Source organism: Pseudomonas sp. CP4, assembly GCF_047758505.1.
Lineage (GTDB): Bacteria > Pseudomonadota > Gammaproteobacteria > Pseudomonadales > Pseudomonadaceae > Aquipseudomonas > Aquipseudomonas fluorescens_AO.
In genome coordinates this window covers 5180919-5195483 of the sequence record NZ_CP180489.1, presented here as the reverse complement: position 1 = coordinate 5195483, position 14565 = coordinate 5180919, and the positions used below count along the sequence as shown (strand labels likewise).

The following is a 14565-nucleotide window of genomic DNA, read 5'->3' as shown; positions in this document are numbered from 1 at the left end:
GCTGAGCAGTGAGTTAAACATTCATGGAGAGCCTGCAATGCACAGCCCACTGCGCCCCGAGCAACGCCGGTTGCCGCTGCACGTGCACATCAGCGTCATGTTCACCTTTCTCTTGTTGCTCACGGGCGTGGTGCTGGGCCTGTTCAATTACCACCAGACCACGCAAATCATCCTGTCAAGCAGCGAGAAACTGTTCGATCGCATCGAACAGGACGTACGCAACGACTTGCAGGCGACTTATCAGCCGATCCGCAACCTGCTGAGCCTGCTGGCAGAGACCCCGGCCGCCGACACTGGCAATTTCGAGCAGCGCCTGTCTTTGCTCAAGCCCTTCAGCCAGTCACTCAGCGACAACCCGGCACTGGCGTCGCTGTATCTGGGTTATGCCAGTGGCGACTTCTTCATGGTGCGGGCACTGCGCTCCGCGGCGATCAAAGCACAGTTGCAGGCGCCGGACGCAGCGGCATACCAGGTCTGGAGCATCGAACACGACCCGCAAGGCGCCGTACGCTCGCAATCACTGTTCTTTGATCAGGCTCTGTCTCTGATCATTCGGCGCGAGCATCCCGAAGACGTGTACGATCCGCGCAGCCGAAACTGGTTCAGCGAGGCCCTGCAGCAGGCCGGGCAGATCACCACCGAGCCTTACGTATTTTTTTCCACCCATAACGTCGGCACCACCCTGGCCCGACGCGCCGGCGAGCATGCCGTGATCGGTGCCGACCTGACGCTGGCCGCGTTGTCGACGACGCTGAACAAACATCGGGTCACCGCGTCGACCGAAATCGCCTTGTACGATGCCGATGGCAATGCCGTGGCTTATCCCGACAGCAGTCGCCTGATCGTCGATGACCGCACCGCGCGGCTCGCCAGAGCGGCCGATCTCAGCCCGGAGTTGAGCGCGCTGCTGAGCACTGAAAACAACGGCAAGCGCCTGCAGGTCAACGGTCGACAGTGGATTGTTGCGCGCACGAGCATTCAGGAAGGCGGACCGAAAGGTCTGCAATTGGCGCTGCTGGTGCCGGAAGACGAATTACTGGTGGATGCATTCCGCATGCGCTGGCAAGCCGCGCTGATTACCCTGACCATCCTCTTGCTGTGCCTGCCATTGGGCTGGGTGATTTCGCGGATTCTGGTCAAGCCGCTGCACGCCTTGGTCAAGGAAGCCGATGCGATCCGCAGCTTCGACTTCAATTTTCCGCTGGCGAGACGCTCCCTCGTACTGGAAGTCGATCAATTGAGCCTGTCAATGGCGCGGATGAAGGAAACCCTGGGGAGCTTCTTCCGGATCACCGACAGCCTGTGCGCCGAAACACGTTTTGCCCCGCTGCTCGAGCGCGTGCTGTTCGAAACCGTACAGATCGCCCAGGCGCAGGCCGGTCTGATCTACCTGCGCGAAGCCGACGGTGCGCGCATGGAACCTTATGGTCTGAACATCAACGGCGTGCCCCAGGCACTGGAGGCGTTCGACATTCAGGGGCGTGACCTGCACAAGAACACCGGGCCGGCCTGGTTCGAACAACTGGTCAGCGCGAACAATGTGGTCAGCCACCTGGGCTTCGATCAGGCGGGCGACTTGCAGAAAATCCTGCTGGCCATGGAATCGCCGCGCATTCATCTGATCGGTATCCGCCTGCACAACCAGCATGACGAAACCATCGGCCTGCTGATTTTGCTGGTCAATGACAGCGGCGCGCCGAGCGATCTGGAAAAGCTGCGGCCCGACCGCATCGCGTTTTTGCAAGCCGTCTCGGGCGCGGCGGCGGTCAGCATTGAAAGCCAGCGCCTGCAGGCGCGGCAAAAACAGTTGCTGGACGCGTTCATCCAACTGCTCGCCAGCGCAATCGACGCCAAGAGTCCGTACACCGGCGGCCATTGCCAGCGCGTGCCGGAGCTGACGCTGATGCTCGCCCAGGCTGCCGCCGCCAGCCAGGAACCGGCCTTCAGCGCCTATCAACCGAGCGAAGATGAATGGGAGGCGCTGCACATCGCCGCGTGGCTGCACGATTGCGGCAAGGTCACGACGCCGGAGTACGTGGTCGACAAAGCCACCAAACTCGAGACCATCCACGACCGCATCCACGAGATCCGCACCCGCTTCGAAGTGCTCAAGCGTGACGTGTGGATCAACTACTGGCAGACGCTGGCGGCAGGCGCAGACGAAGCTGCGCTGGCCCGCTCGCGCGACCATGAGTTGCTGACGCTGGATGAGGATTTTGCCTTTGTCGCCCGCTGCAATCTCGGTGGCGAGGCCATGGCCGAGGCCGATCTGCAACGCCTTGAGCAGATTGCCAAGCGCACCTGGATGCGCACACTCGATGATCGCCTCGGTGTGTCCTGGGAGGAAAACGGCCGTCAGGCAAAAACGCCGGCGCCGGCGTTGCCCGTCAGCGAAAGGCTGCTCGCCGACAAACCCGAGCACCTGATCGAACGCAACCAGAACGAACTGATCCCGGAAGACAACCCCTGGGGCTTCAAGCTCGATGTGCCCACCTACAAATACAACCGCGGTGAGCTGTACAACCTGAAGATCAACCGTGGCACGCTGACCCGCGAAGAGCGCTACATCATCAATCACCACATGGTGCAGACGATCATGATGCTCAGCCACCTGCCCTTCCCCGGCCACCTGGACAGCATTGCCGAAATCGCCGGCGGCCATCACGAAAAAATGGATGGCACCGGCTACCCGAAACGGTTGAAACGCGAGGACATGAGCCTGCCGGCCAGAATGATGGCGATTGCCGATATTTTCGAAGCGCTGACAGCGGCCGATCGGCCTTACAAGAAAGCCAAGACGCTGAGCGAGGCGCTGGGGATCATGGCGACCATGTGCCGTGAAGCGCACATCGATGCGCCACTGTTTGGCCTGTTCATCAACGAGGGGGTGTACATGCAGTACGCGACGCGGTTTCTCGATCCAGCGCAAATCGACAGCGTGGACACGGCCAGCCTGCTGCACAAGGCTGGCCTCAGCGGTTGATCAGCAGTCGGTCAGGCGCAGGAAAATCGCCGCCAGCTGCTCGATGCCGGCCTGATCTTCGGCGCCGAAACGCGCCAGCTTCGGGCTGTCGAGGTCGAGCACGCCGATCAGGCGACCGTCCTTGACCAACGGCACAACCAGTTCGCTGTTGGACGCGCTGTCGCAGGCGATGTGGCCGGGGAATGCATGCACATCCTCGACGCGCTGGGTCTGCAGACTGGCAGCAGCGGCGCCACATACGCCACGGCCGAACGGGATGCGCACGCAAGCGATCTGGCCCTGAAACGGGCCGAGCACCAGTTCTTCGTTGCGATTGAGGTAGAAACCGGCCCAGTTCAGATCATCGAGCTGGTTGAACAGGAACGCGGAAAACTGCGCGGCATTGGCGATGAAATCGCGCTCGTCCGCCAGCAGCGATTCCAGTTGCGCGGCCAACATACCGTAGCCTTCAAGGCCCCGGCCGCTGTGTTGCAAATCAATCATGCCTTGTGCTCCAGCAATTTCAGTCCCACCCAGTAGCGGGCGAATTGATACGCGCAACGTCCGTTGCGATTACCGCGGCCGGTGGCCCAGCGCACGGCGAGAATGTCCAGTGCTTCGTCGCGCTCCCAGCTCAGGCCGGCCTTGGCAGCCAACTGGCCGATCCAGTGCTCGACGACATTGAGGAAATGTTCTTGGGTAAACGGGTAGAACGACAGCCACAGGCCGAAACGGTCAGACAAGGCAATCTTGTCTTCCACCGCTTCGCTCGGGTGCAATTCGCCATCGACGCGCTTCCAGTTTTCGTTGTCGCTTTCCTTTTCCGGCACCAGGTGGCGGCGGTTGGAAGTGGCGTACAGCAAGACGTTGTCGGGGGCCTGCTCGAGCGAACCATCGAGCACGCTTTTCAGCACGCGGTAGTCACCTTCGCCGGATTCGAACGACAAGTCATCGCAGAACAGCACGAAACGTTGCGGCAATTTGGCGACTTGCTCGACCACTCGTGGCAAGTCCGCCAGATGATCGCGCTCGATTTCGATCAGACGCAGGCCCGCGCCAGCGTGTTCGGCAAGCAACGCACGCACCAGCGAGGACTTGCCGGTACCGCGCGAGCCCCAGAGCAAGGCGTGGTTGGCCGGCATGCCATCAAGAAATTGTTGTGTGTTGCGCCCCAACTGCTCCAGCTGACGGTCGACGCCGATCAGGTCCGACAGGCGCATGTCGAGGCTGACTTCCAGCGGCAGCAGATAACCGCTGCGCCCGTCACGCTGCCAGCGCGCCGCCAGGCAAGTGTTCCAGTCAATCACAGGACGCGGTGCCGGCAACAGCGGTTCGATTCGCGCCAGAACCGACTCGGCGCGTTCAAGAAAAGCATTCAATCGTGAATCCACGTCTTCTCCTCGGGCACTTTCACAGTGATGATGACGATCCAGCGACCCTGCACAGATAGAATTGCCCGAGCAAGCCTTGTTACAAGGCGATTCGGGAACCTCGGTATCCATACATGATCGACTATGCTTGAGCAGCGAAGGGAAACGGAAGTGGTTCAACACCCCATGGATATCAAATTCACCCACCGGCTGTCTTACAAGCAAGCCAGGCTTACCGTGCTGGTCGGGTTCATTCTGGGCACCCTGCTCAGTCTGCTGCAGATCGGCATCGATTATGCCAGCGAAGACGCGTCCATCAACCGTGAAATCCTCGCGCTGCTGGAAATCAGCCACAATCCGGCCTCGCGCATCGCCTATAACATCGACGCCGAACTGGCGCAGGAACTCACCCTGGGCCTGCTGCGCTCGCCCGCGATCATCGCCGCGCAACTGATCGACAACAACGATACCGTGCTGGCCAACGTCAAACGCCCGGAGCTGCAGAGCAACTACCGGCTGATCAGCGACTTCCTGTTCGGCGCCAAGCGTCATTTCGAAGACCGCCTGTACCTTGACCACTTGCCCAACGAATCCCTCGGCGTCCTCAAACTGGAAGTCGACACTTACGCTTTCGGCAGCCGTTTTCTAAAGCGTGCAGAAGTTACTCTGCTCAACGGTTTCGCCCGCAGCCTGCTGCTGACCGGGATCCTCCTGGCGCTGTTCTACGTGATGCTGACCAAGCCGCTGGTGCGGGTCATCCGTGAACTCAGCGGCCGTGATCCACGCAGCGCCGAGCCGACCACGCTCGAGTGCCCCGCCGGCCACGGCAACGATGAAATCGGCGTACTGGTCAAAGTTGCCAACCAGCAATTCGAGAACATCGCCACCGAAATCCAGCAACGGCGCACAGCGGAAAACCGCCTGACCGAATACCTCGCGCAACTGGAAGACATCGTCTCGGCGCGCACCGCCGAGCTCAAGGCCATCAATACCCGCCTCAGCCAATCCAACGAAGAACTCGAAGCGGCGCGCCGCACTGCGTTGGACATGGCCGAAGCACGTTCGGCGTTTCTGGCCAACATGAGCCATGAAATCCGCACGCCACTCAACGGGTTGCTGGGGATGATCGCGCTGTCGCTGGACGGCCCGCTGAACGCCGAGCAGCAGCAACAACTGTCGATTGCCCACGATTCGGGCAAGGTGCTGGTGGAGCTGCTCAACGATATTCTCGATCTGTCGAAATTCGACGCCGGGCAACTGGAGCTGGAAAACATCCCGTTCGATCTCGGTTCGTTGATCGAAGATACCGCCAACCTGCTTTCGCAGAATGCCGCACCGAGCGTCGAATTGACCTGCCTGATCGAGCCGAACTTTCCGGCGCTGGTGCTGGGCGACCCGACGCGAGTTCGGCAGATTGTCAGCAACCTGTTGTCGAATGCGCTGAAATTCACCCGCTTCGGTCGGGTCGATGTGCGTTTGTCAGCTCACAAGGATGGCGTGCGCATCGAAGTCTGCGACACCGGCATCGGCATCGCCCAGGAAGCCCAGGTGAAAATCTTCCAGCCGTTTACTCAGGCCGGTGCTGGTATCACCCGGCAATACGGCGGCACCGGGTTGGGTCTGGCGCTGACGTACAACCTCTGCGAAGCGATGCAGGGTCGTCTGACCATCAGTTCCGAAAGCGGCTTCGGCAGCCAGTTCTGTGCCGAGCTGCCACTGCCCTCTCACACCCGCGCGCTGGTACCGGAGCCGTTACGCGGCAAGGTTCTGGCGATCACCGCTGCCAGCAGCGGTCTGGCGGAGTTGCTGAAAAGCTTGTTGCCGGTTTGGGGGCTGGAGTACATGCAACGCACCATCGACGATTCGCGGCTGGGCCTCAATCCCGACGTGGTGATCACCGATTGCCCGGAATGCCTGTTCGGTTTGCGCCCGAGCATCACTGCGCCGATCTTGCTGGTGACGGCTTACGGCAGTTTTCTGCCCAGCGAAGAAGCCGCCGCCCTCGCCCCGCTGCAACAGCAAGCCCGGCCGCTGGCGCGTAATGCGCTGCACCAGCATCTGCGGCGGATTCTGCAACCGGATGTCGGCACCCTCAGTGAATCGCAAGCGGACGCCTCGCCGTCCGCGCGTCGCGGCAAGGTGCTGCTGGTCGAGGACAACCCCGTCAACCAGTTGGTCGCCAAAGGCATGCTCGGCAAGCTTGGCTGCGACGTGGTGGTGGCCGGCCATGGTGCCGAGGCGCTGGATCAGCTGGAATTCACCGATTTCGATCTGGTGCTGATGGATTGCAACATGCCGGTGATGGATGGCTATGAAGCCAGTCGGCAGATTCGCCAGAGCGGGCGCTGGCCGAATCTGCCGATTGTCGCGCTGACTGCCAATGCGATGTCCGAGGAACGCGAACGTTGCCGCGCGGCCGGCATGAGCGACTATCTGGCGAAACCGTTTCGCCGCGAAGAACTCGCGGCGTTGCTCGATCAATGGATGCCGACTACGACAGCGCTTTGATCTGCCCGAGCAAGTGATCAAGGCCGGCGCGCAAGTCGTTGAGCCGGTCGAGATCAACGCCGCTGTCGCACAGCAGCCGCGCTTTCAGCGGCCCGACCTGCTCACGCAACGCCCGTCCGGCAGACGTCAGGCTCAAATGAACCTCGCGTTCATCACGTGCCGAACGTCGGCGCTGGACCAGATCAATCTGCTCCAGACGCTTGAGCAACGGCGTCAACGTGCCCGAGTCCAGCGCCAGACGCTCGCCCAGAGCTTTCACCGTCGGTTGCTCCGGTGCCGCGTCCTGCCATTCCCACAACACCAGCATCGCCAGGTACTGCGGATAAGTCAGGCCCAACTGATCGAGCATCGGCTTGTAGGCGCGAATCACCGCCCGTGAGGCCGCGTACAGCTTGAAGCACAACTGGCTGTCGAGCTTCAGCGAGTCACCCGGCTGGTTCATTTGAGCAGAGCTTCGATCTCGCCGCTCAAGTCCTGCGGCTTGGTCGTCGGCGCGAAACGCTTGACCATCTGGCCGTCCTTGCCGATCAGGAACTTGGTGAAGTTCCACTTGATGCCTTGCGAACCGAGCACGCCGGGAGCGCGTTTCTTCAACTGCACGAACAGCGGATGAGCATCGGCGCCGTTGACGTCTATCTTTTTGAACAGCGGGAAGCTGACGCCGAAATTCAATTCGCAGAACTCGCTGATGGCGCCCTCGTTGCCCGGTTCCTGCTTGCCGAACTGGTTGCAAGGAAAGCCCAGCACCACCAGCCCTTGGTCCTTGTAGGTCTGCCAGAGCTCTTCGAGGCCCTTGTATTGCGGAGTGAAGCCACACTTGCTCGCCGTGTTGACCACCAACACGGCTTTGCCGGCGTAGTCAGCCAAGGTTTTTTGTTCACCCTTGATGGTGATGCAAGGGATATTCAGCAGGTTGTCGCTCATGGGTCGGCTCCGCAATTATCAGGAAGGCGCAAACATAACGAGCAATTGAATTGTGTGCAATTCAATTAACCGAAACAAAGGCGACACAACCTGTCGCCTTGTTCGTTACTCGCGGGGCTTGAGATCCAGGCACACCGAGTTGATGCAATAACGCAGGCCGGTCGGCGGCGGGCCATCCGGGAACACATGACCCAAGTGCGCATCACAGCGCGCGCACTTCACTTCAGTGCGGATCATGCCGTGGCTGGTGTCACGAATTTCGGTCATCGCGCTTTCGCCAATCGGCGCATAGAAGCTCGGCCAGCCGCAGCCAGAGTCGAATTTGGTCTTGGAATCGAACAGCGGCTCGTTGCAGCAGACGCAGTGGTAGACACCGTCGGTCTTGGTGTCGTTGTATTTGCCCGAGAACGGGCGCTCGGTGGCACTCAGACGGCAGACGTTGTACTGCTCGGGGTCGAGCATGGCCTTCCACTCTTCCAGGGTTTTCTGCAACTTTTCCATCATCACACCTCAGCGGCTGAAAAAGCCCGATCTGTACCTTTTCCACGGATCGGGCGGCACGTATGATTGCGCCTCGTCACGCGCCAGTCTGGCAGCCAGACCGGGCGCATTCAAACGGATTCTGAGCACAAAAGCGCCAGACCTCCGCCTGTGCGAAGACGCAGCAATCCCAGTACGGTTGTCCATTTGCCGCCTGGATCGTTCATTTTCGGGATCACATCGCCATGCAGTTCAGCAAATCGAACAAGCTCGCCAACGTCTGCTACGACATTCGCGGCCCGGTGCTCAAGCACGCCAAACGACTGGAAGAGGAAGGCCAGCGCATCCTCAAGCTGAACATCGGCAACCCGGCGCCGTTTGGTTTCGAAGCGCCGGACGAAATCCTTCAGGACGTGATCCGCAACCTCCCCACCGCGCAAGGCTACAGCGATTCCAAAGGCCTGTTCAGCGCGCGCAAGGCGGTGATGCAGTACTACCAGCAGAAGCAGGTCGAAGGTGTCGGCATCGAAGACATCTACCTGGGCAACGGTGTGTCCGAGCTGATCGTGATGTCGCTGCAGGCACTGCTCAACAACGGCGACGAAGTGCTGGTGCCAGCCCCGGACTATCCGCTGTGGACCGCTGCCGTCAGCCTCGCCGGCGGTAACGCCGTGCACTACCTGTGCGACGAAGGCGCCGACTGGTTCCCGGATCTGGCTGACATCAAGGCCAAGATCACCCCGAACACCAAGGCCATGGTGATCATCAACCCGAACAACCCGACCGGTGCGGTGTACTCGAAGGAAGTGCTGCTGGGCATGCTGGAAATCGCCCGTGCGCACAACCTGGTGGTGTTCTCCGATGAGATCTACGACAAGATTCTGTATGACGATGCCGTGCACATCTGCACCGCGTCGCTGGCACCGGACCTGCTCTGCCTGACCTTCAACGGCTTGTCCAAATCCTACCGCGTGGCCGGTTTCCGCTCCGGCTGGATCGCCATCTCCGGGCCGAAACACAACGCGCAGAGCTACATCGAAGGCATCGACATGCTGGCCAACATGCGCCTGTGCGCCAACGTGCCGAGCCAGCACGCGATCCAGACCGCGCTGGGCGGTTATCAGAGCATCAACGACCTGGTGCTGCCGCAAGGTCGCCTGCTGGAACAGCGCAACCGCACCTGGGAATTGCTCAACGACATTCCCGGGGTCAGCTGCGTCAAGCCAATGGGCGCGCTGTACGCCTTCCCGAAGATCGACCCGAAGGTCTGCCCGATCCACAACGACGAAAAGTTCGTCCTCGACCTACTGCTTTCCGAGAAGCTGCTGGTGGTGCAGGGCACGGCATTCAACTGGCCGTGGCCGGATCACTTCCGTGTGGTCACCCTGCCCCGCGTCGATGACCTGGAAATGGCCATCGGCCGTATCGGTAACTTCCTCAAGTCCTACCGCCAGTAATAGGCCATTAGTGCGCAACGGATTGCCCGTTGCGCGCTGTCTGATTCAGCAACACATCTTTGTCCCGCACCTTTGCAGCCCTTCTACACTTGCGATGCGAGCCGTAAAGGCCTGTCCGACCTAATGCGCGCGGGGCGAAAGGGTGTGTCAGCTGTATCGGAATTGAGGGTGGGAATTTTCTTTCCCCTCAGGAAACTGCTGTAGGACACAGTTTGAAATAGTCACTCGGTTGAATAGCCCGGTGCCGCACCTTATATACCCCGCAGTACGCTACATCTTTAGCTTGAGGAGAGTTCTACAACCATGATGCGCATCCTGCTGTTTTTGGCCACTAACCTGGCGGTCGTGCTGATAGCCAGCATCACCCTGAGCCTGTTCGGCTTCAACGGGTTCATGGCGGCCAACGGGGTCGACCTCGACCTCAGTCAGCTGCTGGTTTTCTGTGCGGTCTTTGGTTTCGCCGGCTCGTTGTTCTCGCTGTTCATCTCCAAGTGGATGGCCAAGATGAGCACCGGCACGCAAATCATCAGCCAGCCACGCACCCGTCATGAGCAATGGCTGCTGCAAACGGTCGAGCAACTGTCGCGCGAAGCCGGGATCAAGATGCCTGAGGTCGGGATTTTCCCGGCCTACGAAGCGAATGCCTTCGCTACCGGCTGGAACAAGAACGACGCGCTGGTCGCGGTCAGCCAAGGCCTGCTCGAGCGTTTCTCGCCCGATGAGGTGAAAGCCGTACTGGCCCACGAAATCGGTCACGTCGCCAACGGTGACATGGTCACGCTGGCGCTGATCCAGGGCGTGGTGAACACCTTTGTGATGTTCTTCGCGCGGATCATCGGCAACTTCGTCGACAAGGTCATCTTCAAGAACGAAGAAGGCCAGGGCATTGCCTATTACGTGGCGACCATCTTCGCCGAACTGGTGCTGGGCATCCTCGCCAGCGCAATCGTCATGTGGTTCTCGCGCAAGCGCGAATTCCGCGCCGACGAAGCCGGCGCCCGCCTGGCCGGTACCAGCGCGATGATCGGCGCACTGCAACGTCTGCGTGCCGAACAGGGCCTGCCGGTGCACATGCCCGACACCCTGAACGCCTTCGGCATCAACGGTGGCATCAAGCAGGGCTTCGCCCGCATGTTCATGAGCCACCCGCCGCTGGAAGAGCGTATTGACGCATTGCGTCGTCGCGGTTGATTTGATCGAAGTGAAAAAGAAGGCCCGCAGTGATGCGGGCCTTTTTTGCATCTTCAGATCATGCGTTGTCAGCAAAGTCCCATTCGCTAGCAGGCTCGCTCCCACCTTTGGAATGCGTTCCCCTGTGGGAGCGAGCCTGCTCGCGAAGACGCCGGTGCTGCTAACAGAAAACTATCTGGAAGAAACCCGATAGACCCGCTCCACCAACCACTCAACCCCGCCCTCCAGAAACTTCGGGCTCTCAGCCAGAATATCCCGCTCTTGCAGGTTCTCCACCTTCCAACCCTGGCCCAGCAAGCGCTGCACCTCATCATCATTCACCGCAAACGGCGGCCCCGGAATCTGCGTCTGATCGTAATCCAGGGTAATCACCAGCCCTTTCACCCTCGGCGCCAGCAACTGCTGCAGATGCGCCGTGTAGCGCTCGCGCATCGCTTCCGGCAAGGCAATCAGCGCGGCACGGTCATACAACGCCGTGCAACCGGCAACATCCTCTGCGGTCAGCGCGAAGAAATCCCCGCACCACAGTTCGATGGCATCACTGCGATACACCTTGAATGCGCCCTGCTCGCTGATCTGCGGTTCAATCTTGTGCTCAACGAAAAAATCCTCGACGGCCCTTTCCGACAGCTCCACTCCAAGCACCTGATGTCCCTGCCCGGCGAGCCAGAGCAGATCCAGACTTTTCCCGCACAGCGGCACCAGCACGCGCGCTGACGGTGCAATCGCCAGCTCCGGCCAATAGCGCTGCAAATACGGGTTTGCCTCAAACTGGTGAAAGCCGATCTGGTTCGAATCCCATTTCTTGTACCAAAATTCTGGCTGCATGGATCACTCCCGAAAAACCGATGAAAAACCGCAGAAACTTATATTAGATTCAGATCGATGATCTGGCTGAAGATGGCTCATCTTAATCGTTCAGGAGCCCGTCCATGTTGCCCAGCCTGTTTATCTCCCACGGCTCGCCGATGCTGGCGCTGGAACCCGGTGCCAGCGGCCCCGCACTGGCGCGACTGGCCACCGAACTGCCGCGCCCCAAAGCCATCGTCATCATCTCGGCGCACTGGGAAAGCCAGGAACTGCTGGTCAGCAGCCATCCGCACCCGGACACCTGGCACGACTTCGGCGGTTTCCCCCGAGCGCTGTTTGAAGTGCAGTACCCGGCCCCGGGTAATTCGCAACTGGCCGCAGAGGTGGCTGAGCTGCTGAACGCCAATGACCTGCCAGCGCGGCTCGATCCGCAGCGACCGTTCGATCATGGTGTTTGGGTGCCGCTGGCGTTGATGTATCCGCAAGCCGACATTCCGGTGGTGCAAGTCTCGCTGCCGAGTCGTGGCGGGCCGGCGTTGCAGACGCGGGTTGGCCGTGCGCTGGCGAGCCTGCGCGAAAAAGACATCTTGTTGATCGGCTCCGGCAGCATCACCCATAACCTGCGGGAGCTGGACTGGCATGCCGGGCCGGAAAGCATTGAACCGTGGGCGCGGGATTTTCGTGACTGGATGATCGACAAGCTGGCGGCCGACGATGAAACGGCACTGCATGATTATCGCCAGCAGGCGCCGAATGCCGTGCGCAGCCATCCGAGTGATGAGCATCTGTTGCCGTTGTATTTTGCTCGCGGTGCCGGCGGGGGGTTCAGCGTGGCGCACAAGGGATTCACGATGGGTGCGCTGGGTATGGATATTTATCGTTTCGGTTGAAGCATTCGCGAGCAGGCTCGCTCCCACAGGAGCCAAAAAAAAGGCAAAAAAAATCCCCGAACCAGTCGGGGATTTTTTATGTGCGATCAATCAGCCCAAGGGCGGATCAATCTTCGCGGTAGCGACGCAGCTTGAGCTGCTTACCGGCCACGCGAGTGTCCTTCAGTTTGGTCAGGAGCTTTTCCAGACCTTCTTCCGGCAGCTCGACGAGGCTGAAGCTGTCACGCACCTGGATGCGACCGATCGCTTCACGGGCCAGACCGCCTTCGTTGAGGATGGCGCCCAGCAGGTTTTTCGCAGCGATACCGTCACGCGCACCCAGCGCGGTACGGCAACGAGCACGGCCTTCGCCCAACGGCATTGGCGCGCGACGCTCGCGGTCACCACGATCAGGGCGATCACCGGAACGCTCAGGACGGTCGCCACGCGGTGCGTTGTTCGGCACCAGTGGACGTTCCTTCTCGATCGCCGCCAGGTTCAGTGCTTGACCGTTGGTAGCCTTGCGCAGCAGCGCAGCGGCCAGTGCACGTGGGGTGCAACCGATGTCAGCGGTCAGGCGATCAAGCAGCTCGCCGTGGGTCGATTCGGCATCACCCACCAGCGGCGACAGGCTGTTGGTCAGTTTCTTGATGCGCGCATCGAGAACAGCCTGAGCGTCCGGCAGACGTACTTCGGCAACCTTCTGCCCGGTTACACGCTCGATCACTTGCAGCATGCGGCGCTCACGCGGAGTCACCAGCAGCAGCGCACGACCTTCGCGACCGGCACGGCCGGTACGGCCGATACGGTGCACGTAGGACTCTGGGTCGTACGGCATGTCAACGTTGAATACGTGAGTGATACGCGGAACGTCGAGACCACGGGCAGCAACGTCGGTGGCGACAACGATGTCCAGACGGCCATCTTTGAGCGAGTCGATCACGCGCTCACGCTGGTTCTGGGCGATGTCACCGTTCAACGCGGCGGCTTTGTAGCCTTTGGCGTCGAGGGCGCTGGCCAGGTCCAGGGTCGCTTGCTTGGTGCGCACGAACATGATCAGGGCGTCGAAGTCTTCGACTTCCAGCAGGCTGAGTACGGCCGAGGTTTTCTGGTCAGCGTGAACCAACAGGTGAGCCTGTTCGATCGCGGTAACGGTCTGGGTCTTGGTCTGGATCTTCACGTGTTGCGGATCGCGAAGGTGGCGTTCGGCAATGGCGCGGATCGACTGCGGCAGGGTCGCCGAGAACAAAACAGTCTGGCGGGTCGCTGGCAGAGCCTTGAAGATGACTTCCAGGTCATCCATGAAGCCCAGCTTCAACATTTCGTCGGCTTCGTCGAGAACCAGATGGTTCACGGTCGACAGGACTTTCTCGTCGCGACGCAGGTGGTCGCACAGACGACCCGGAGTGGCGACAACGATCTGTGCGCCATTACGGATTGCCTTGAGTTGCGGGCCCATCGGCGCGCCGCCGTAAACGGCCACGACGGTGACGCCTGGCATTTGCTTGGCGTAGGTTTCAAAAGCGGTTGCTACTTGCAGCGCCAACTCTCGGGTTGGCGCCAGGATCAGGGCTTGCGGTTCGCGCTTGGCAGGATCGATGCGGTGCAGAATAGGCAGTGCGAACGCGGCGGTTTTACCGGTACCGGTTTGCGCCTGGCCAATCATGTCCTGGCCGGCCATGATGATCGGGATCGATTGCTGCTGAATCGCCGAAGGCTCTTCGTAGCCGGTCGCTGCGACGGCTGCAAGAATATTCGGGTTGAGATTAAAAGCGGCGAATCCGCCGGTTTCCTGGGTCATGGGTCTGCCTCTAAGTGCATCCGCAAAGACCCATGCTCCAAAGCTGCGCATGCCGTGTTGAGACTCAAGAGTCGCCCTGGCAGCTTTGTCGGCGGGGATTTGCGAAAACGAATGAATGAAGATGAATCGTCAAGGAAGAGCCCGCAGTGCGGACGTGCAGCCGAAGCTGACTTCGGGAAATTGCGCTACCTAA

The 14565-nt window shown here is 60.4% G+C and carries 12 protein-coding genes; 5 read left to right on the top strand and 7 right to left on the bottom strand.

Annotation, left to right across the window (positions count from 1 at the left end; all coding sequences use genetic code 11):
- The first annotated feature begins 37 nt into the window (after window positions 1-37).
- Entirely contained in the window at window positions 38-2983 is a 2946-nt protein-coding gene (locus tag ACMYUN_RS23445; RefSeq protein ID WP_415761890.1) for an HD domain-containing phosphohydrolase, read from the top strand.
- Here the strand turns inward: ACMYUN_RS23445 and ACMYUN_RS23440 are convergent, their stop codons facing one another.
- Window positions 2984-3466 carry a GAF domain-containing protein gene (locus ACMYUN_RS23440; RefSeq protein WP_129997303.1) on the bottom strand — a complete coding sequence of 161 codons (483 nt, stop codon included), beginning with the start codon at window positions 3464-3466 and terminating at the stop codon, window positions 2984-2986.
- Window positions 3463-4353, bottom strand: a complete 891-nt coding sequence (locus tag ACMYUN_RS23435) for an ATP-binding protein (protein ID WP_039759880.1) — start codon at window positions 4351-4353, stop codon at window positions 3463-3465. The genes ACMYUN_RS23440 and ACMYUN_RS23435 overlap by 4 nt, the downstream gene beginning before the upstream one ends.
- A gap of 165 nt (window positions 4354-4518) precedes the next feature.
- On the opposite strand from ACMYUN_RS23435, the gene ACMYUN_RS23430 reads away from it, so the two are divergent.
- A complete protein-coding gene (locus tag ACMYUN_RS23430; RefSeq protein ID WP_415761889.1) occupies window positions 4519-6840 on the top strand; it encodes a response regulator in 2322 nt (773 codons plus the stop codon).
- Here the strand turns inward: ACMYUN_RS23430 and ACMYUN_RS23425 are convergent.
- From ACMYUN_RS23425 to msrB, 3 genes are all read right to left on the bottom strand, one after another.
- Entirely contained in the window at window positions 6824-7282 is a 459-nt protein-coding gene (locus tag ACMYUN_RS23425; RefSeq protein ID WP_415761888.1) for a MarR family winged helix-turn-helix transcriptional regulator, read from the bottom strand. The genes ACMYUN_RS23430 and ACMYUN_RS23425 overlap by 17 nt on opposite strands.
- Entirely contained in the window at window positions 7279-7764 is a 486-nt protein-coding gene (locus ACMYUN_RS23420; protein WP_039759884.1) for a glutathione peroxidase, read from the bottom strand. The genes ACMYUN_RS23425 and ACMYUN_RS23420 overlap by 4 nt, the downstream gene beginning before the upstream one ends.
- Before the next feature lie 105 nt (window positions 7765-7869).
- On the bottom strand, window positions 7870-8265 hold the full coding sequence (gene msrB / locus ACMYUN_RS23415) for a peptide-methionine (R)-S-oxide reductase MsrB (protein WP_039759886.1): 396 nt from the start codon (window positions 8263-8265) through the stop codon (window positions 7870-7872).
- 224 nt (window positions 8266-8489) lie between these two features.
- Here msrB and ACMYUN_RS23410 point away from each other — a divergent pair, with 224 nt between their 5' ends.
- Complete coding sequence (locus ACMYUN_RS23410; RefSeq protein ID WP_016770856.1) at window positions 8490-9701, top strand: pyridoxal phosphate-dependent aminotransferase; 1212 nt, start codon at window positions 8490-8492, stop codon at window positions 9699-9701.
- A gap of 303 nt (window positions 9702-10004) precedes the next feature.
- Window positions 10005-10892, top strand: a complete 888-nt coding sequence (htpX, locus tag ACMYUN_RS23405) for a protease HtpX (RefSeq protein ID WP_007908619.1) — start codon at window positions 10005-10007, stop codon at window positions 10890-10892.
- 171 nt (window positions 10893-11063) lie between these two features.
- Here the strand turns inward: htpX and ACMYUN_RS23400 are convergent, their stop codons facing one another.
- Window positions 11064-11720, bottom strand: coding sequence for a thiopurine S-methyltransferase (locus ACMYUN_RS23400; protein ID WP_415761887.1), 657 nt, complete (start codon window positions 11718-11720; stop codon window positions 11064-11066).
- Window positions 11721-11824: 104 nt separating this feature from the next.
- Between ACMYUN_RS23400 and ACMYUN_RS23395 the strand changes: the two genes are divergently transcribed.
- On the top strand, window positions 11825-12592 hold the full coding sequence (locus tag ACMYUN_RS23395) for a DODA-type extradiol aromatic ring-opening family dioxygenase (protein WP_415761886.1): 768 nt from the start codon (window positions 11825-11827) through the stop codon (window positions 12590-12592).
- A 106-nt stretch (window positions 12593-12698) separates the two neighbouring features.
- On the opposite strand, the gene ACMYUN_RS23390 is transcribed toward ACMYUN_RS23395, so the two are convergent.
- The gene (locus tag ACMYUN_RS23390; RefSeq protein ID WP_039759894.1) at window positions 12699-14372 is read right to left on the bottom strand and encodes a DEAD/DEAH box helicase; all 1674 of its coding nucleotides are present in this window, start codon (window positions 14370-14372) and stop codon (window positions 12699-12701) included.
- Window positions 14373-14565: the final 193 nt, after the last annotated feature.